18 protein-coding genes are annotated in these 20218 nt (G+C 41.9%); 8 read left to right on the forward strand and 10 right to left on the reverse strand.

The genetic code is table 11. The features are described 5' to 3' along the window. Nucleotides 1–185: 185 nt before the first annotated feature. A complete protein-coding gene (locus BV375_RS09325) occupies nt 186–1178 on the forward strand; it encodes a J domain-containing protein (RefSeq protein WP_086759710.1) in 993 nt (330 codons plus the stop codon). Between the two features lie 157 nt (nt 1179–1335). On the opposite strand, the gene BV375_RS09330 is transcribed toward BV375_RS09325, so the two are convergent. The 4 genes from BV375_RS09330 to BV375_RS09345 form a co-directional block, all read right to left on the reverse strand. Further along, nucleotides 1336–1992 carry a glutathione S-transferase family protein gene (locus BV375_RS09330; RefSeq protein ID WP_086759712.1) on the reverse strand — a complete coding sequence of 219 codons (657 nt, stop codon included), beginning with the start codon at nt 1990–1992 and terminating at the stop codon, nt 1336–1338. Between the two features lie 39 nt (nt 1993–2031). After that, a complete protein-coding gene (locus BV375_RS09335) occupies nt 2032–2688 on the reverse strand; it encodes a glutathione S-transferase family protein (protein WP_086759716.1) in 657 nt (218 codons plus the stop codon). Nucleotides 2689–2885: 197 nt separating this feature from the next. After that, nucleotides 2886–3434: a redoxin domain-containing protein gene (locus tag BV375_RS09340; RefSeq protein ID WP_086759718.1), complete on the reverse strand. Its 549-nt coding sequence runs from the start codon at nt 3432–3434 to the stop codon at nt 2886–2888. A gap of 245 nt (nt 3435–3679) precedes the next feature. Beyond that, nucleotides 3680–4291 (reverse strand): peroxiredoxin, encoded by a 612-nt coding sequence (locus BV375_RS09345; protein WP_086759720.1) that lies wholly within the window; start codon nt 4289–4291, stop codon nt 3680–3682. 138 nt (nt 4292–4429) lie between these two features. On the opposite strand from BV375_RS09345, the gene BV375_RS09350 reads away from it, so the two are divergent. Then, entirely contained in the window at nt 4430–6532 is a 2103-nt protein-coding gene (locus BV375_RS09350) for an amylo-alpha-1,6-glucosidase (RefSeq protein WP_086759722.1), read from the forward strand. 72 nt (nt 6533–6604) lie between these two features. On the opposite strand, the gene map is transcribed toward BV375_RS09350, so the two are convergent. The 5 genes from map to BV375_RS09375 form a co-directional block, all read right to left on the reverse strand. Then, nucleotides 6605–7432: a type I methionyl aminopeptidase gene (gene map / locus BV375_RS09355; RefSeq protein ID WP_086759724.1), complete on the reverse strand. Its 828-nt coding sequence runs from the start codon at nt 7430–7432 to the stop codon at nt 6605–6607. A 308-nt stretch (nt 7433–7740) separates the two neighbouring features. Next, entirely contained in the window at nt 7741–8160 is a 420-nt protein-coding gene (locus BV375_RS09360; RefSeq protein ID WP_243713889.1) for a cupredoxin domain-containing protein, read from the reverse strand. 202 nt (nt 8161–8362) lie between these two features. Then, on the reverse strand, nt 8363–11191 hold the full coding sequence (locus BV375_RS09365; RefSeq protein ID WP_086759728.1) for a pitrilysin family protein: 2829 nt from the start codon (nt 11189–11191) through the stop codon (nt 8363–8365). 143 nt (nt 11192–11334) lie between these two features. Then, the gene (locus BV375_RS09370) at nt 11335–11760 is read right to left on the reverse strand and encodes a VOC family protein (RefSeq protein WP_086759730.1); all 426 of its coding nucleotides are present in this window, start codon (nt 11758–11760) and stop codon (nt 11335–11337) included. A 166-nt stretch (nt 11761–11926) separates the two neighbouring features. After that, nucleotides 11927–12442, reverse strand: a complete 516-nt coding sequence (locus BV375_RS09375; protein ID WP_086759732.1) for a TIGR02652 family protein — start codon at nt 12440–12442, stop codon at nt 11927–11929. Nucleotides 12443–12682: 240 nt separating this feature from the next. On the opposite strand from BV375_RS09375, the gene BV375_RS09385 reads away from it, so the two are divergent. The 5 genes from BV375_RS09385 (at nt 12683) to BV375_RS09405 (ending at nt 17612) form a co-directional block, all read left to right on the forward strand. After that, a complete protein-coding gene (locus BV375_RS09385) occupies nt 12683–13213 on the forward strand; it encodes a gamma carbonic anhydrase family protein (protein ID WP_086759734.1) in 531 nt (176 codons plus the stop codon). Nucleotides 13214–13419: 206 nt separating this feature from the next. Further along, complete coding sequence (locus BV375_RS09390; protein ID WP_086682415.1) at nt 13420–13545, forward strand: photosystem II protein Y; 126 nt, start codon at nt 13420–13422, stop codon at nt 13543–13545. Nucleotides 13546–13709: 164 nt separating this feature from the next. Further along, nucleotides 13710–14990 (forward strand): folylpolyglutamate synthase/dihydrofolate synthase family protein, encoded by a 1281-nt coding sequence (locus BV375_RS09395; RefSeq protein ID WP_086759736.1) that lies wholly within the window; start codon nt 13710–13712, stop codon nt 14988–14990. A 378-nt stretch (nt 14991–15368) separates the two neighbouring features. Next, nucleotides 15369–16535: an FIST N-terminal domain-containing protein gene (locus BV375_RS09400; RefSeq protein ID WP_086759738.1), complete on the forward strand. Its 1167-nt coding sequence runs from the start codon at nt 15369–15371 to the stop codon at nt 16533–16535. Nucleotides 16536–16541: 6 nt separating this feature from the next. Further along, nucleotides 16542–17612 carry an ATP-binding protein gene (locus BV375_RS09405; RefSeq protein ID WP_086759740.1) on the forward strand — a complete coding sequence of 357 codons (1071 nt, stop codon included), beginning with the start codon at nt 16542–16544 and terminating at the stop codon, nt 17610–17612. Nucleotides 17613–17668: 56 nt separating this feature from the next. Here the strand turns inward: BV375_RS09405 and BV375_RS09410 are convergent, their stop codons facing one another. Next, complete coding sequence (locus BV375_RS09410) at nt 17669–18970, reverse strand: sugar ABC transporter substrate-binding protein (protein WP_086759742.1); 1302 nt, start codon at nt 18968–18970, stop codon at nt 17669–17671. Between the two features lie 141 nt (nt 18971–19111). Between BV375_RS09410 and BV375_RS09415 the strand changes: the two genes are divergently transcribed. Continuing rightward, nucleotides 19112–20218 (forward strand): type IV pilus biogenesis protein PilM, encoded by a 1107-nt coding sequence (locus BV375_RS09415; RefSeq protein ID WP_086759744.1) that lies wholly within the window; start codon nt 19112–19114, stop codon nt 20216–20218.

Here is a 20218-nt window from a genome sequence, read left to right on the forward strand (position 1 = left end):
TCCGATCTTGGGGGTTCCCCCAGGAGGAACTGCCGAAAGGGTCTCCCGACTTGAGAGTACTGGCTTTGAGCGGAGGTTTCCTCCGATGGCTTCTCCTAAGGGAGACGCTGCGCGAACGCCAACGTCTTTGACGAACAGAACTTTGTAAGAATAACATAACAGAAATTTCTAGAGGAGGCTGGTAGATGGCTGCAACCGACTTCAAAGACTATTACACAATTTTGGGAGTTAGTAAGACTGCCACTCCAGAGGAAATTAAACAAGCTTTTCGTAAATTAGCCCGTAAGTTTCATCCCGATGTCAACCCAGGCAATAAACAAGCAGAGGCGCGTTTCAAAGAAGTGAACGAAGCCTATGAGGTTTTGTCAGACCCAGACAAGCGCAAAAAGTATGACCAATTTGGTCAATATTGGAAACAAGTTGGTGAAGGCTTCCCGTCCGGTGGCCCTGGAGTTGATATGGGCGGCTTTGACTTCAGCCAATACGGCAGTTTTAATGATTTCCTCAATGAGTTGTTTGGCGGTGCTGGCCCTCGCAGTAGTCGCCAAAGCTATTCTTATCGTACTTCCACAGGTAGACCAGGTGGTTTTGGCGGTTTTAATGATTTTGGTTTTCAAGATGTAGGTGCGGGTGCAGGTGCAACTCAAGATAGTGAAGCCGCGATCGCTCTCAGTTTTGCCGAAGCATTTGCTGGTGTGCAAAAGCGCTTCAGCCTTGGCAACGAAACGATAGAGGTTCGTATCCCGGCTGGTGCTAAATCCGGTACTCGCCTGCGTGTGCGGGGCAAAGGTCAAGTAAACCCTATGACCCAACAACGGGGTGATCTGTTCTTAAAGGTGGAACTTCAGCCCCACTCGTTTTTCCAAATTGAAGGCGATAATCTTGTCTGTGAACTTCCGATCACACCAGATGAAGCCACTCTCGGAGCTTCAATCGATGTTCCCACACCCGATGGTTCAGTGAACGTCAAGCTGCCTGCGGGAGTGCGTTCTGGTCAATCCCTACGTTTACGTGGCAAAGGCTGGCCCCTAGCCAAAGGTGGGCGTGGCGATCAGTTGGTGAAGGTGGCGATTGTCCCACCAAAAGACCTTAGCCAACAAGAGCGGGAATACTATGAAAAAATCCGGGCTATACGTACTTATAATCCCCGCAGTCATTTGCAACAGGTCAAGCTATAAAAAATCATGTTTCGCGCCCAGAATTTCATGGCGTCTGAGGCGCGAAGCTATGTTAATTCTTTAGTTCCATTTCTGGACTCAATACGACTGTTTCTCCCACTGACTCCCTGCTTCCCTGCTCTAAACGCGATGGGATATTTTTTTATTTGGAAATCCTTTATTGGGGTTGATTTTTTGCCATTAAAACTTTTATCCGAGACTTAAACGCTTCAATTGTCTCTGGGGTTGGTTGGGTGGTTTGCCAGGATGGACGTTGCATCAAACGCTCGCACCAAGCTTGGAGTTTAAAATTTAAAGCTACTCCCATTTGCGGTAGCCAGGGAATGCTACTACCAGCAACGATATCAGCAAGAGTTAATTGCTCACTACCAAAGTATAAGCGATCGCCTAGTAGTTGCTCAAAGAAAGCCAGTACGGTGGCTGATTTCTGCTTTGCTTCCTCTACCTTCTGTTGATCGTCGTCTAAGCCAATCATTTGCCGAAATAGTGGATTCATGGCAGGTATTAGCTCATTTATCGTCACCATTTCCACCATCCGCACGGTGGCTAGAGTCTGCACTTCTTGGGGTAACAAGGCAGGCGTGGGATACTTGGCCTCTAGATAGTCCAGAATTGCTAAGGATTCCACTACCCTAAAGCCATCATCAACTAACACGGGAATATGATGGAAGGGATTGAGCGCTACAAACTCTGGTTGAAACTGATCGCCATCCAGTTTCATTTCTATTAGTTCAAAATCTAGTCCCTTTTCCAGTAAGGCAATCCAAGGGCGGCGGGAGTTCACCGAAATGGGCTGGTGATAAAGTTTGAGCATCAGAAAATCTCTCCGCTTTTATCAATATGAGCTTGATCTTTAACCTGCATTATGCTGCGCCATTCTTGCGGCCATGCGAGCCTTCATAACTTCCAGGGGAACCTCAGTAGCTTGCCATGTTGGACGTGCAAGCAGGCGTTCGCACCAAGCATTCAGTTTTGGATAGTCGTTTAAGGAGACACCTCCTCTTGGCAACCAGGGTACTAAAGTGCCAGCAACAGGCTCAGCTAGAGTGATGTGTTCACTACCAAAGTAAGGGCGATCGTCTAGCAAATTCTCAAAAAACTTCAGCACTGTTGATGCTTTCTGCTTTGCCTGCTCAATTTTTTCCGGATCGCCTCCAGGTAAGCCTAGCATTTGCGGAGTCAACGGCATAATGGCTGACAACAACTCATTTACCGTTACCATTTGTACCATTCGCGCGATCGCTAAATCCTGAGCATCTTTGGGCAGCATTGCAGGCGTAGAGTACTTTGCCTCTAAATAGTCCAAAATAGCTAAGGATTCTACTATATGAAACCCTTCATCTTCTAAAACCGGAACGTGATGAAAAGGGCTAATTGCCAAAAAATCTGGTTTAAACTGCTCTCCATCCAGTTTTAGTTCTACTAGTTCAAACTCTAGTTCTTTTTCCAGCAGTGTAATCCAGACTCGGCGTGAGTTAGGAGATATTGGGGAGTGATAAAGCTTCAGCATGAGCAAACCTCAAAGCCTTATAAGTATGCAAATCGATGTCAATTTTATACCTTATAAGTAATTCGACAAATCCAAATTAATTATTTAATTTTTTATCGCAAAACTTAAAAATAAAAATGGAAAAAGATACAAGGTAAGATTTTTGCCTTGTTTCCTTTCCCTATTACTCTTTGCAAAAGAGTCAGTTTTATTTATATCTACTTAACTGATAAATTGAATTGTTCTAACAATGTCTTAACACTGGCATTATGATCCAAAAAAGAAAATAAATGGAAGTAGCGAAGTTTGCCTTCTTTATCTAATACAAACTGTGCTGGTAAAGGCGCTCCTAAAGCTTGTCCTACCCGATATTTACGAAATACTCGACAAATAGGATCGCTCAACAACGGCATTTTTAAGCCTAAATCTCTTACAACTATTTGGCTTTGTCTTTCGTCTGTGCTAGTAATCATCAAAACTTCTATACCACGCTCTTTAAATTGCTCGTAGTTTTCATTCAAAGCTTTGATGTGAGGATAGCACAATGGGCAATACTGCTTTTCTGTAAATATCCGGGTAAAAGCTAGTAAGACTGGTTGCTTACCTCGAAAATCTGACAATTTTACCAAACTACCGTTGGTAATATCCGGTAGTTGAAAGTCTGGTGTTCCTACTTCCAGCCTTAACTGATTTATAGCTGGGATTGGCAGAAAATTGCGGAAGAAACGCTCATTTAATAAGCCGCTAAAATCAGTTGAAGTTAGCATATTTTAATCCTTGATTGTTTAAAGGCAATAGTCAAGAGTCCATAGTCCATAGATCAAGAATCCAAAATTTAATGACCAATGAAAAATGACAAATGACAAGCGAAGCACAATGAAAAAACCACAGATAGGCACTGAATTTGACACCGATTCATCTGTATCTGTGTTCATCCGTGGTTATCTGTGGTTATAAATGATACTGCTCTTAAATCCAGTATACTGCGTTGCTACTTTCTAGCAAGAGAAAGCTAGACAGCAGAGAAGTAAACTTTAGATTTCACTGGATCGGGATTCATGGTTTTATCCCCAGGTTGCCAACCAGCTGGGCAAACTTCGTCGGGGTGAGACTGAACGTACTGAATTGCTTGTAATGTCCGCAGGGTTTCATCAACGCTACGACCAAAAGCTAGGTTGTTAATGGTAGCGTGTTGGATGACACCATCTTTATCGATGATAAACAGACCGCGCAGAGCAATACCTGCTGCTGGATCAAGAACGTTGTAAGCTGCACTTACTTCTTTCTTAATGTCGGAAACTAAGGGATAATTCAGGTCGCCGACACCACCAGATTTGCGGTCAGTTTGAATCCAAGCTAGGTGAGAGAACTCGCTATCAACGGAAACACCAAGGATTTCCGTGTTATTTTTCTTGAATTCTTCGTAGCGATCGCTAAATGCTGTGATCTCAGTGGGACAAACAAAGGTAAAGTCTAGGGGATAAAAGAATAGAACAACATACTTACCGCGATAGTCGGAAAGTTTGATGGTCTTAAATTCCTGATCCACTACAGCTGTTGCTGTAAATTCTGGAGCCTGTTGACCAACGCGGAGGCTTCCTTCTGTTCCGTAAGTGAGGGACATTAACCTAATTCTCCTTCAACTTATATCCATTTACTAGCGTTGGGATTCGGGTCAGTAAAAACTTACCCGTTCACGCTGTCACAGTTTAATTACGATCTGTTACGACTATATCATAGTCATAACGATTTTGAGTAGCAAATGGCAGATTTAGATCAAAGAGAGTGGTTGCTGACCAATGGCTTAGGTAGTTTTGCCAGTGGGACAGTTTCAGATGTCCGTACACGTACTTATCACGGTTGGTTATTTGCCGCTACAAATCCACCTTCTGAGCGTACTCTGCTGCTTTCGCACTTAGAAGCTAGCCTAGAAGTACAAGGCAAAGTAGTGGCATTGGGAACGAATTACTGGGGCAGTGGTCGAATAGAACCTACTGGCTACGAACTGCTACGCTCTTTTGATATTAACCCAGTTCCAAAATGGATTTGGGGCGATGATAATTGGCAACTAAGTAGACAATTAGTAATACCTCATGGGTTGGTGGAGCCTGACAAAGGTGGAGACAAGGGAGCATTTTCTTCCCTGTCCCCCTTTTCTCCCCATTCTCCGACGCCGCACCCCACCTTGTGCCATCGACTTTTGATTCAGTATCGCTACGAAGGTACGGAAGTAGCCATCTTAAGGCTACGATTGCTAATTGGCGATCGCGACTTTCACCATCAACAAAAGGCTTCTCCAGAATTACACTTTTCACAAGTGCTATTGCCCCAGCAAGTTTGCTTGCAAGCGATTCTTGGCGGACGCTTTGGCACACCTTGGCATTTACGTTGGACACAAGGAGACTATCGACCTGATGGAGTATGGTACTGGGATTATCGATTACCAGAAGAAACTCAGCGGGGATTAGGCGATCGCGAAGACCTCTACAGCCCAGGTTACTTAACGGTTACTCTTAAACCAGGAGATGTTGTAACTTTAGAAGTCCGAGTAGGGTTTCCCGAACCACAGCCAGCTCCTCTGAGTTGTGAAACTTTTACAGAAGCTATAGAGGCTGAGGAAGAAAGACTTTCCCAGGTCTTTGGCTGGGATCGGGGAGAACAGGGGGACAAGCAAGAAAATGCTCCCTTGTCTTATGCCCAATCCCCAATTTGGCAACAACTATTAAAAGCCAGCGATCGCTTTATAGTTTATCGAGCTTCTATTGCCGGGCCTACCGTGATTGCTGGTTATCATTGGTTCAATGACTGGGGGCGTGATACTTTAATTGCCTTACCAGGGTTAGCATTAGTTCCACAACGTTTTGATCTTGCAAAAGGGCTGTTGCGAACTTTTGGACATTACTGTCGCCAAGGACTAATTCCAAATGCATTTCCTGATGTCGGTGGTGAGCCTTTTTACAACAGTATTGATGCAGCGCTGTTGTGGATCGAAACTCTAGGACTATACTTGGAAGCTACCCAAGACTGGCAATTTTTGGCAGAGCAATTCCCTGTGGTGCAACAAATCCATAAAGCATTTGTAGGTGGCACTCGCTACAATATCCATGTAGATGCTACTGATTGGCTGGTTAGTTGGAATGCTCGTAATGTAGCCTTGACCTGGATGGATGCAGTAGTTGGAGGCGAACCTGTGACTCCTCGCCTCGGTAAACCAGTAGAAATTAATGCCTTGTGGTATTCAGCTTTGTGTTGGCTGAGTCAATGGGCAGAACGATTAAGCCAAATTCAAGATCCCAATTCCTCAGAGCGTCTGGCAAAACAAGCACAGCGTTATGACCAGCAAGCACAACAGGTAAAAGGCTCGCTGCAAAAGTTTTGGAATCCCAAACTCTGCTACTTATACGACACTATCGAGCTAGACGATCGCCGTAATTCCCAAATTCGCCCCAACGCAGTTTTAGCACTGTCCCTACACCATTGTGGGTTTCCACAAGAACAAGGACGTCAAGTACTTGCAGTAGCAACTTCTAGTTTGCTTACGCCCTATGGACTGCGGAGCCTCGATCCAGGAGATCCGCAATATATCGGGAAATACCAAGGTACTCCAGAGGAGCGCGATCGCGCCTACCACCAAGGTACTGTTTGGAGTTGGCTGATTGGCGCGTTTATTCGTGCTTGGGAGCGTTTTTATCCAGAAGAGCCACTGCCTTTTGATTGGCAACCCCTACTGGAACACTTCTTACATGATGCTTGTCTTGGGTCTATTTCTGAGATTTTTGATGGCGACGCACCCCACCAACCCAAAGGCGCGATCGCCCAAGCTTGGTCGGTTGCCGAAGTTATACGCTATTTACCTAAATCTTAGATTGAGAAGCAAAGTCCAGAGTCAATGGTCAAGGGTCAATGGTTTTGACTATGGACTATTGACTCTTGATTGTTAAATTTTCGTGCGATCAGTCAAAATCTCATAGCCAGTCTCAGTTACCAAAACGGTATGCTCAAACTGCGCCGACAAAGCATTATCCACAGTTACCGCTGTCCAGCGATCGGCTAAAGTTCGTGTATGCTTAGAACCTGCATTTAAAATTGGTTCAATTGCCAATGTCATTCCGGCGCGTAGTTTCACATTTGGCATCTCTCTGGTGCGGAAGTTAAACACTGAAGGTTCTTCGTGCAGATTACGTCCAACGCCGTGTCCGGTAAATTCTTCGACCACGCTAAAACCGTTGATTTTTACATGGTCTTCAATTGCCCCAGCAATATCCAGCAAGTATACACCCGCCTTTACTTGTTCAATACCTTTATAGAGAGCTTCCTCAGCTACACAAATCAGTTTAGCGGCTTCCGGGGTAACTTCACCTACGGCAATCGTAATGCAAGAGTCACCATGAAAGCCTTGATAATAAGCGCCCGTATCTACTTTTAATACATCACCAGTGCGAATTACTTTCTTTGGACTAGGAATTCCATGTACAACTTCATTATTAATGCTGGAGCAGATAGAAGCAGGAAAGCCGTGATATCCCTTAAAGCTTGGAGTTGCGCCCATTTCTCGAATACGTTTCTCCGCATGAGCATCCAAGTCAGCCGTAGTCATTCCCGGTTGTACTAGCTCAGAAATTTCTTTAAGTACAGTTGCTACAATTTTTGCTGATTGCCGCATAATGTCAATTTCCCGCGGCGATTTAATTTCGATACCTCGGCGCTGTTTTTTTGGCGATGTCGGCTGAGTTGTTTGAGCAAGTAAGTTACTGAGAATGTTCATGGGAAATTAAAAGTGATGGGCGCTGGAACGCAGAAAGTTAATTTTTTCTAAGAGGATGTTTATAAAGTCTAAATTAATACCAAACCCGGCGAATATAATTCGCCCAAAACTTTTAAAACATCCTCTAAGGCACGTGAGAAATAATATCTATATTTAAATTAACTTATTTTTTACTACGCTTCGCGTGTTAGGTGTCAGTTGTTAGCTGTTAGTTATTTTTTAGAGCGAGTCTAATCTCCCTTCCCTTGATTGACAGTATATAGATTTTTTGTTACTGACCACTGACAAAATTCCTGAATGTGGAATTGTTAATTGTTGACGATAATTTCTCCCGTCATCCCTGCTTCCTTGTGACCTGGTACTGAGCAACGTAGGGTATATTTTCCTGGCTTCAATGGTACAAATACCCATTCTGCTGTAGCACCTGGCTTTAGTTCTACTTCGTGGATCGCGCCTTTAACTTCTACTTTGCCTGCTTCAACTTTTTGCGTCCAGATGCTATCGGCAAAGTCCTTGGCGGTAAAATAGTGCTTCAGTTGACTAGGATTAGTGAGTCGCAGATTGTAGCGTTTACCAGTTACAAATTCCAAGTTATTCGGCTCAAATTTGAGTTCGTTAGCTGCATTTCCTAAGCTAACTGGAATTTCGATAGCGGCTTGCTTGAGTAAATCGCCAGATACATTCGCTGCTAATGCTGGTTTAATATTGCTGGCACCAAAGCACAACATTAATAACAGGATAATGTAAATCCGCTTGATTGCTTGCATCTTAGGAAAACAAGTATGTAAATTCAGGATTTTAATAATAATTTTTGTAACTAACCAAATCATTTCTCTGGGTAGTCCTAAAAAACTAATGGTAGCAATTGAAAACTAATGAAATTAGAAAACTACTCAATCTATCTTATTATTATCTATTCCCAAACTATTTTTACTTAATATTTTGGTCTGCCAATACAGCAGGACCAGCAGTCACTACCACAATTTTATCTGGGTGGAGTAACTCACGCGCAGCTTGATTGACTTGAGCCAAGGTAACTTGCTGAATTTTTTTTGTAAAAGAGCGCAATTCGACTTCATCCAATCCATATACCTGATTCATCAAAATACTTTTTGTTAATTCCTCTGGGTTTGCCAAAGAAACATTGTAATTGCTGATGAGAGTTTGTTTAGCTGCTTCAACTTCTGATGCAATTACGCCTTGCTGATGGATTTGTTTTAATAGCTTGTGAGTGCTGGCGATCGCTCTACTCGTATCTTCTGGGCTAGTTTGCATTTCAATCCAAAAAGTCCCAGCATTTTTTCCGACTTGAAAATAGCTATAAATTCCATACGTCAAACCTTGGCGATCGCGGACTTCTGCGCCAAGTCTACTAGATAGGGTATCGCCTCCCAAAATCTGATTTAATACTGAGGCTGCATAAAATCGAGGATCTTGACGGTTTATGCTTGTATAACCCATATAAGTACTAGCTTGGGCTTTACCTGGAAGGATGGAGTTAACACGTACTACTCCTTCTGGCATTGACACTTGAGGATATTTTAACTTCGGCGGTTGACCGCTAACTTCCCAATTACCAAACTCATTTTGAATTAGCGATCGCACTTTTGCTGGATCAAAATCTCCTACCAGAGCTAACACTGTAGTGTCTGGACGATAATGTTTTGTCTTGAAAGCAATCACATCCTTACGCTTAATCTGTTTTATACTCTTCTCGGTAGGAAATGTATGCAATGGATGCTCTTTGGGATAAATCGACTGAATAAATGTTCTGATTGCTACTTCATCTGGATCGTCCAATTCTATTTTTAGAGCAGTCACAGCTTGTTTGCGATCCAGTTCCAACTCTTTTGCTGGAAATGTACTATTTTTAACTACGTCTGCTAAAGTTTCTAAGAGTACAGGCAAGTCCCCAGCTAAACTATCACCTTCAATCCGCACGCCTTCGCGGTATGCTCTAAACTCTAGACTGGCCCCGCGATCTTCCAATGTTTTGGCAATTGCTAAAAAATCTTTGGTTTTAGTACCATTCATTAAGTTATCTGCTACCAAAGATGCTAATCCAGCTTTATTCTCTGGGTCAAATTCCATACCTGCGTTGATATGACCGCTGAGTGTAACTGTGGGAGTACTGCGATCGGGAAGTAGTAATAACTCTAAACCATTAGCAAACTTAAATTGTTGTGGTAATTCTCGCTTCGCTAGATCTATTACCTCATCCACAGGAGGCAGGTACTTTAACAGCTCAGTTGAGGCTACAGTTGCCCCTGAAGAGAAATTTTCTGTAGTTTGTGTGGAGTGTGATTTACCTGTACCTGCTTTTGACTTTTTTTGTATTGGTTCAAACAAGCCGACTACACATGTTTCTGGTTTGAGGTATTTGTTTACTACCGCCACAACATCCGATGGATTCACCTTGCGGACATTTGCTAAGAAGCGTTCTGTATAGCGATAATCACCAGTAGTTATCTCATCATTGCCCAATTGCATTGCTTGGTCAGTGATATCACGGTTACCTAAAATTACCACTGCTTCTAATTGAGCCTTAGCTCGATTTACTTCTTCTGGTGTCACTCCGGTTTTGACCACATCAGCGATCGCTTTCTTCAGCACGGAGTCAATTTTTGTCAAATTTTTATTAGGAGCACCTGTCACTAACAGCTCGTACCAACCAAATTCCTGTAAGCTAGCCACAGAAGCTGTAATTTCACTAGCTAAACCTGATTCTACTAATGCCTGATAAAGCCGAGAACTTCGTCCTTCTGTCAAAATGTAATCCATCACATTCAAGGCTGGCACATCTGGGTGATTCACATCAGGTAGGGGATACACTGCTTGCAACATTTCCCCTGCTCCTGCTTCTCGCAGCACAATAGGAGTGTTGAGTGTTGAGTGTTGAGTGCTGAGTGGTTTTGACTCGCCACTCGTAACTCGTTTCTCAGTACTGTTTTTTGGTAATTTTCCAAATATTTCTTTCACTGCTTCTAATGTTGGGGCAGTTTGAAAATCTCCCACAATCACTAAAATGGCATTATCGGGACTGTAAAATTTGCGGTAGTAATGCCGCACTTGCTCAACTGTAAAGTTTTCCACATCAGCTTTTGTGCCACCCACAGGCAATCCGTAAGCATGATTAGGAAAAGCTGCACGCATCACAGCGCGGTTAAGACGATATTCCGGGCTATTTTCGTAACCTTGTAACTCAGAAATTACTACTCGCTTCTCACTTGCTAGTTGCTCGGTATCAATTAGCGAATTTTGCATTCGATCTGCTTCCAAGATGAGGAGCGCTTTGAGCTTATTCCGTTCCGCAGTGACATAATATGCCGTTTGATCGTAGCTAGTAAAAGCGTTTGAGTCGCTGCCTAAAGCACTAAACAATCGTCCAAATTGAACTGGACGATTTTGCGTGCCTTTAAACATCATGTGTTCCAACTGGTGAGCAATACCATTGACTCCAGGTTCTTCATTGCGCGAACCTACCTTGTACCAAACCTGTACAGTTACCACTGGCGCAGTATGCACTTCTTTTGTCAGTACCGTGAGACCATTCTCTAGCAATGTCTTGCGGACGTTTTCTGTCACTGTTTGGGCTATGATTTTTTGTGCATGTACTGTTGATTGAGCATGTATCTGCTGGGACACGACCATGTGTTGGCTATCAGCAGGTTTACCACCAAATAAAAACACTGCAATCATCCATAGACTTAGCAGCAATAACGGAAAACGATATCTATACAAGGTGGAAAACAGAGACATGGATTTTGCAGATACTCTGTAAACTAAGTTACATTTATTTGTCTTGATGACTATAGTCTAATCCTTGCGATCCCTTTGTCACCTAAGCAAAACTACCGAGATAAGCTATTCTACCAGCAGAAATAATCAATAGAAAAGCGAAATTAGTTGAGTTTTGCTAAAATACGAATGAATTCCAGGGGTAAGCCATCAGTATCTGCGATAAAAGCGACCTCAAAGATGCGATCGCCTATTTGCTGCTGTGTCGGTTCCAAAAGCACTTTCAGCGGTTGCAGGTCTGCTTTTACCAACCTTTGTTGTAAATTATTTAACCAACTTGGTAAATCTGGTGTTACTTCAGATAAATCAAATGAGAGATGATAGTAGCCCACATAGTGTTCGTCTGCAAAGGCATCTGAGGCTGGTTTCGGTTCAGGAATTTCGATTAGTTCAATTCTGCCACTCAATCCTTCCATCCAACAAGCTAGGGTGTAGCCTGTAGTGAAGCGTTCACAAACTGTAAACCCCAATTGTTCATAGAAGGCGATCGCGCGATGAATATTCGCAGTCCGAATAGAAGCGTGGTGCATAAGTAGTGCTGAGTAACGAGTTTTGAGTTCTGAGTTGTCAGTGAAAAATTGTGTTTCACTATCTCAGGAATACTCTTTGTTTACAGGGTTCTGGAAAATTTTTAACTAAGAGCAACCACTAAGTATTATCAACCAAGACTCAGCACTCATTACCCAACACTGATAACTACTCAAATAATCGGAAATAAGGATAGCGCACAGGGACACCAGGCTCTTTTTCCAAATCAAAATTAATCACTTCCCAGCAGGGTTCATCTGTAGGATCGGGGCTAAATTCTACCGGCAAACCGTACAGTCGCGCTGATGAATTTTCTGGCTGTTGTCCAGAACGCCAAGGAGTGCTGCGTTCTAAATAGCCACTCATCAATTCTTGATAACGACGAGCAATAATTACCCGCGTTGCTCGGTAACCTTGGGTATATAGCTTATCTAGTGCTTCGTGAATTTCAAACCGAATACCATCGGGATGGGTATGTTGTCTGTACCATTCACTATTCCACTTTCGCCAATGACGCCCCGACTGTAAATGGATTAATTCACCAGTTTTGGGATTAGCCTCAAAAGCCCCGTGACGCGGACACAAGTAGGTATCTGTTAGTGTCAACGCCGGAATTGTTTGACGACAGTGGGGACACTGAATTTCGGGACCAAATATTGGGTACTGCAAGCCTGGATTCATCATGAAGTGCATAGAAACATAGTTTTGTCTTCACCAGCACCAGTGGTTTGGATTTTCCACTTCGGCTCCACCACTTGGGGTTACCTGCTCACTGCTACACGGTCACTGAACTTGTTGCAGGAACAGTATTCACTAGTGTCTTCCTCAGGATAGAAGCTTGACCCTGTGATATTCTGGTTTTGCAACCAGCCTTAAATGTTGGAGTTTCTCCAGTGTTCCTGGGTACCATATTCATATTCTATCGTGTCTACAGCTTCTTACTGGCCATCTCCTGATTTTTCTCAAGCTGCCTTTGTTGCAGCTAATGCGATTGTTATCGGTTCGGTAAACATAAGGGCAGGGGTAAGCATTTGGTATGGAGCAGTCGTAAGGGCAGATGTAGAACGCATTGATATCGGCGAATGCACGAATATACAAGATGGCGCTATTCTACACGGCGACCCTGGTTTTCCTACCATCTTAGAAGATCATGTCACCGTAGGACATCGCGCTGTGATACATTCTGCCTATATTGAACGTGGCAGTTTAATTGGTATTGGAGCAATAATTTTAGACGGTGTACGAGTAGGAGCTAGTAGCATTATTGGTGCTGGTGCAGTAGTAACTAAGGATATACCACCATTTTCTCTAGTGGTGGGCATTCCTGGCAAAGTACTACGCCAAATCACAGACACCGAAGCCGCAGAACTTATCGAACACGCTGAACGTTACCAAAAGCTAGCTTTGGTTCATGCTGGTAAGGGAACTGATATTGGATTTACCAGGACGCAGTAAGGAAGCAGGGGAGCAGGGAGCAAGAGGGACAAAGAAGAAAGTACTATAGCCTTTTGACTCTGGACTATTGACCAATGACAAATGACCTATTACAAAATTGTAAACATTCTTTACACATGGGGCTGGAAAAATTGCCCACTTCAGCTAACAATAAAAATGAGAGCAGTTGACAAAACTTTAATTTATTTAACAGAGGAGTTCTAAATATGGACATTGATTTTCGCGTAGCACTCGTTTTAGCACCCATTGCTATTGCTGCTGGTTGGGCTGTATTTAACATTGGTGCGGCTGCGATACAACAAGTTCAAAACTTTTTAAACAGAGAAGCCTAAACTCGAATAAAAATTAACATACTTTAACCGACTGTTTCTGTAAAAAGAAACAGTCGGTTCATTGGTATTAGGGCATTTGTCAAGGGTCAATAGTCAATAGTTATTTGTCCTCCTTGTCCTCTAGATCTCTTCCATTTCCCCTCTACTCATCCCCGTCTCCAATTGTGGATATTGACTCTCTACTAAAATCCTTTCAACCTTTTGGCATCAATCTGGGACTCTCACGCATTGTCAAACTATTGGCAAATCTTGGGAATCCTCATCATCAAGTTCCAGTAGTTCATGTTGCTGGCACTAATGGCAAAGGTTCTGTATGCGCCTATCTTTCATCGATTTTGACTGAAGCTGGTTATCGTACAGGACGTTATATTTCTCCTCATTTAGTTGATTGGACAGAACGGATTTGTCTCAATGAACAGCCAATTTCCTCAGAGGAATTGTACCAATTATTACAAAAAGTCCAAGCAGCGATGGCTGTGCCAACGTCTCCGACAAACGCTCCTGATGATGAGTCTCCGACTCAGTTTGAAGTTATTACCGCAGCAGCTTGGTTGTATTTTGCCCAGCAGCAAGTCGATGTAGCGGTAGTAGAAGTTGGATTGGGAGGGCGTTTGGATGCTACTAATGTTTGTTCTCAACCTCTAGTGACGGTAATTACCTCCATTAGCCGCGAACACTGGCAACAGCTAGGCCCTACTGTTGCCGATATTGCCAAAGAAAAAGCTGGAATTCTCAAAAGTGGATGTCCTGCTGTTGTAGGACCATTGCCAAAAGATGCCCTAGAAGTTGTGCGATCGCGGATTCAAGAATTACAATGCCCAATATTTACGCCTCAGCCTGCACGTCCAATATCTTCAGGATGGGCTGAATACCAAACTTTGGAAAATTCCAAATTAATTCAATATCCTTTGCCTTTACAGGGGCAAATTCAGTTAACCAATTCTGCCTTAGCTTTAGCTGCTATAGAAATTCTCCAAAAACAGAAATGGCAAATTTCTCAAGCAGCCATAATTAATGGCATGGCAAAAACTAAATGGCCTGGGCGTATCCAATGGGTTACTTGGAAAAAACATAAATTATTACTGGATGGTGCTCATAATCCTGCGGGCGCTCAAGTATTACGCGATTATGTGGATACATTGAAGAATCCCACCGTAACTTGGGTGATAGGAATGATGGCAAATAAAGACCATGCTGATATTTTCCAAGCCTTGTTACGCCAGGGAGATAGATTATTTCTGGTACCAATACCAGATACTTCTTCAGCCGTCCCTGATGAATTAGCGAAGTTAGCTGTTAATGTTTGCCCAAGCTTAGATTTTTGCCAATCTTATCCAGATTTATCTTCAGCCCTAGAAGCTGCTTTTACTTATAATGAGAATTTAGTTATTTTGTGCGGTTCTTTATATTTAATAGGGAATTTTTTAGCAAAATATAACTCATGAAAAGTTTATTTTTAGTTCGTGTACTTTTTCTACGTCAGCTAGTGTATTTATACTATAAATTAATATTTTGCGTGCGTAATATATATTAATCAGTTTTAACACACTTACTTAATTAACACTTTTAATAGAGCGATCGCTCTACAAGTTATTGTAAAAATCAGGACTTTAGCATTGCTGATATCTTTACATATCAGATATCAGAGCTTGAGATTGCATTTGCTTTTAAAGCTTATACTAAGCAATTAAATTTATTATGTAAATTCAATTTACATTTGGGATTGGCAAGACTTCAATGGGCAAAATTAACTGAGAAATTATGTTGCTGACGATCTTTGAAGCGATCGTGCTGTAGCAAGTTCTAGTTAATAGGATAAAAAAATGCTAAAAGTGGTTGTTGGTCACAGCGAAGACCCAGATTCTCAAAGTGCAATTGCAGAAATTTTAGAACAGTGTGTTCACGATTTAGCAGAGGTTATACCCCAGGCAGGTATTTTATTTGCTGGAATTGATTTTGAGCATCAGTTAATCCTCAAAGAAATTAACCAGGTGTTTCCCGATATTGATTTGATTGGTTGCACCACAGATGGTGAAGTCTCTTCAGTTTTAGGGTTCCAACAAGATTCTTTGACGCTAATGCTTTTTAGCTCTGATACTGTAGAAATTCATGCTGGTGTCGGCTATGGAGCAAGAGAAAACCCTTTTGCAGCTGCTCACCAAGCTGTGCAACAAGCGACGGCGAAAAGCCATAGTAGCGCCAAATTATGTATTACTGTTCCAGCCAGCTATACAGAAAATGGTTCAACAACTAATGGAGAATTAATTCTTCAAGGACTAAAACTGGCCTTAGATCCTCAGATCCCAATTTTAGGTGGTACAGCGGGAGATCAGTTTAGGTTTCAAAAAACCTACCAATTTTTCTGCAATGAAGTGCTAACTGATTCTCTACCAGTTCTGATATTTTTTGGAGATATCCAATTTTCCTATGGAATCGCCTGTGGTTGGCAACCCATTGGGCGCAAAAACATTGTCACCAAGGCTCAGGGAACCGTCCTCTACGAGATTGATGGCAAATCGGCATTGGAATATTATCAACGGTATTTAGGCGATCGCCCACCAACGGCGGAACATCCATTAGCTGTATATGAAGGAGATAGCGATCGCTACTATATGCGGGTGCCTAATACTTACGATATTGAAACTGGTACCATCAATTTTCTCGGTAATATTCCGGAGCAAGCCATAGTTCAAGTCACAGATATTAGCAGGGATGAAGTGATTGCTGCGGCTAAAACTTCATTACAGACTGCTCTTGCAAATTATCCAGGAACCGAACCAGAAGCCGTTTTGTTATTTTCTTGTTGCTGTCGCCGTTGGCTTTTAGGCACAAGAGCAAAAGAAGAATATCAACTAGTTAAAAATGCACTCTCTTATGAAATACCTATTTGTGGATTCTATACATACGGTGAATTTGCACCTTTAGAACCGCAGGGTTCTTCTTACTACCACCAAGAAACTTTTGTGACTCTACTTTTAGGAACAAAGTAGAGGCTTATGGAACCCACAGATAACGAGAGCAGACTTAAAGAGTTAGAAAAAACAGTTCGGATTCTGACAAAGAAACTAGAGCGTTCAGAAGCAGATCGACAACAACTTGAGAAAGTCAGTGAGCGTAAAGAAATAGTCTTAAAAAATGTAATTTGTGAATTAGAGGAGTCGCAAATAGCCTTAAGAAATCGAGGTAATGAGCTAGAAAACGCACTCAAAAATCTCAAAAGTTTACAAATGAAACTTGTGGAATCTGAGAAAATGTCTGCTCTCGGAGTTCTGGTGGCTGGAATTGCTCACGAAATTAACAACCCAGTCAACTTTATTTACGGTAATTTAAATTATGCTCAGACATATTTTCAAGATTTACTGAGACTAATTGCACTTTATCAAGAGCATTACCCTGAACCAGCAGTAGCAATTAAACAAGAAATGGAAATAATTGAAATCGATTTTATTCAAAAAGACTCAGAAAAAATATTTCGCTCTATGACTGTAGGAGCAGAGAGAATTGCTGAAATTGTCAAGTCACTTCGTACCTTTTCTCGTTTGGATGAAGCAGAATTTAAAGCAGTTGATATTCATGAAGGAATCGACAGTACACTAGTTATTTTAAACAACCGCCTCAAACTATCAGCAAGAAATTTTAAAGAGATTAAAGTAATTAAAAATTATGGAAAACTGCCATTAGTCAAGTGTTACGCTGGTCATATGAATCAAGTATTTATGAACATTATTGACAATGCAATTGATGCTTTAGAAGATTCATTCTTGAGCAAAGCTACAACTGATACTGAACAGCCAACAAATAAGCAACCACAAATTCAAATTAGCACTGGACTTATTGATAATAACTGGTTAGAAATTCGGATTGCTGATAATGGCTTGGGAATGGAGGATAAAGTACTAACCAAATTATTTGACCCGTTTTTTACAACCAAAGCAGTGGGTAAAGGTACAGGATTAGGTTTATCAATTAGTTACCAAATTATTAACGAACTACATGGTGGAAAATTGGATTGCTATTCAGAACTTGGAGCAGGAGCTGAATTTGTCATTCAAATCCCAATACAGTAGTCTCAATTATTTTAGGGTGCTTTACTTTGCGATCGCACCCTAAAACAAAATTTCTACTATGTTCGATTATTCCACTGTTGTGCTGCATCTTCTACAGCTTTATCGACCGTCTTTTGGTCTAACATTGCTGCTTGTAAGTTCTCATAAACTGCCTTTTGCAATTTGTTGAAATCTTTCAACGTGGGCGTTAATATCTCTGCTTGTTGTAGTTGTTTAGCACTAATAACTCGCGCTTTTTCTACTGTTGTAGCAGTAGCAGGAACATCTTTAAAGTAGCTATCAGATAGTGCTTTTACTGTAGATGGCAAAACGTTAGCAGCTTTAGCAAAAGCTAATTGGTTTTGATCGTTAGTGAGAAATAAAGCAAATTTAACAGCAGCATCCGGATGCTTGCTATCTTTGGGGATAACTACGTTCATTACAGCAACATTTTTCTTGCCTGTCTCACCTGTAATCTGAGGCGCGATCGCAGAAGCTTGAGCAATTTTTGGAGCATTATTGGCGATCGTTTTGAGAAATTCTGGACCAGAAGCGAGAAATGCTGTTTCTCCCGCTTGGTACAAATCAATAGCATGACGATGACCTTGAGTTAATACCTCTTTAGGTAGCAATCCTTTTTTGTACAAATCTACCCAATACTGAAAAGCTGCTTTGCCTTGTGGAGAGTTAAAGGCTGCTTTACCTTCGGTATTTACTAATGTGACTCCCATTTGAACAAATGATTCCAATACCTCACCGGAATCTTGCGGTACGAAAGTTACAAAAAATGCGTATTTACCAGTTTTATCTTTAATTTGTTGTGCCGCTTGTGCTAATTCTACGTAGTTAGCAGGTGATTTATTGATACCTGCCTGTTTTAATAAATCAGTGTTATAAATGGTTAGCCGTGTGGTGAGATACCAGGGAATACCAAAACTCTTACCATTGAGTGTGCTAGCTTTCCAAATATTTGGCAGATAGGAGGAACGAACTTCATTTGGAACTTTCGTATCTACATCTAGCCAGGCATTTCGTCCTGCAAGTTGAGAAGCGAAATCCGGATTGAGGTTTACAACATCAGGTGGCGTTTTTGCTGAGACAGCTGTTAAGATTTTGTTCTCCATCGCAGCCCAGGGTATGTCAACCCAGTTAATCTTTATACCTTTGTTTTGCGACTCAAAAGTTGCAATTAGGTTTTGGAAGTAGTCGATAAATTGAGGTTGGAGTTGCATCGTCCAAAACTCAATATTGGCTACTCCAGAAGAAGTCTGTTTTGTTCCTGTACCAACGTTACCTGTGCTGCAACTGACAATCCAGCTGGTCAATAAACCGAGTAGTACAAATACAGACAGTCGTTTGAATTTGTGAATTTTAAACATTTTACTAGTATATTTACGCTTGCTCAGAGTGAAAAGCTTATGCAGAATTGTCGAGATTATAGGCTAAATCTATTACCTAGTACCAAGATCGTTTTTTAGTAACATTTAACTTTTCAATTTAGCAGTGCGACGGGCAAAAAAGTGGTGAAAAGCTTCAATAGTCTGTTTGGCAAATCTAATAAAGGAGTCGGTATTGAACTAGCACCAGAAAGGGTGAATGTAGTTCAACTACGCAAACAGCGTCAAGGCTTTAAAGTAGAAGCCTTAACATCAGTAGCAGTTCCCGAAGGACTAATTACCGATGGTCAAATCACCGACCCTCCAGCAATGGCGCAGTTAATTCAGCAGGCGCTAGCCGAAAGTAAAATTAAAGCTTCTCGGGTTGCTACTGCTGTACCAGGACGAGATTCAATTGTACGTTTAATACCTGTACCAGCAGAGTTAGATGATAAAGAACTGCGGGAGATGGTACTAAACCATGAAGCAGCTTTGTATTTACCCTATCCTCGTGAAGAAGCTGATGTAGATTACCAAAAACTTGGGTACTTTGTAGATGAGGATGGTATTGAAAAAGTACAAGTACTCTTAGTTGCTACACGTAAGGAGGTGACAGACGCATATATTAGTACATTTGAGCAAGCAGGATTGCAAATCGATGTTTTAGAGATTAACAGTTTTGCGCTGATTCGGACAATTCGCGATCAACTGCGGCAATTCGGACCTCAAGAAGCAGCAGTATTGGTTGACATAGAGTTTGACAGTTCAGAAATTGCCATCATTGTTAACGGAGTACCACAATTTTCGCGCACTGTGCCGATAGGGACTTATCAAATGCAACATGCCCTGTCTAAAGCTATGAGTTTACCGACATCACGAGATATGGAACTGTTGCAGGGAATGACAATTATGGCAACTCCCGTAGACGGTGGGAAAACTGGTATGACCGAAATCAATCCTGGTATGGCAGCCTTATTAAGGGTATTGGGAGAACTCACTGATGAACTGCGTCGTTCTATCGATTTTTACCTCAATCAAAGTGAAAATTTGGAGGTAGCACAAATTTTTCTAGCTGGTCCTGGCGGTGGACTACAACAGCTAGATGAGTTTTTTACCCAAAGATTGAGCTTGCCAACCGCTCAAATCGATCCCATAGCATCTTTGTCCTTAGAAGTTAACGAAGAGAAATACCCTGTAGTGCAACGCTCTGGCTTAGCGACAGTACTGGGTCTAGGAATTAGGGAGGTGTAA

Source organism: Nostoc sp. 106C (genome assembly GCF_002154725.1).
Classification (GTDB): Bacteria; Cyanobacteriota; Cyanobacteriia; order Cyanobacteriales; family Nostocaceae; genus Aulosira.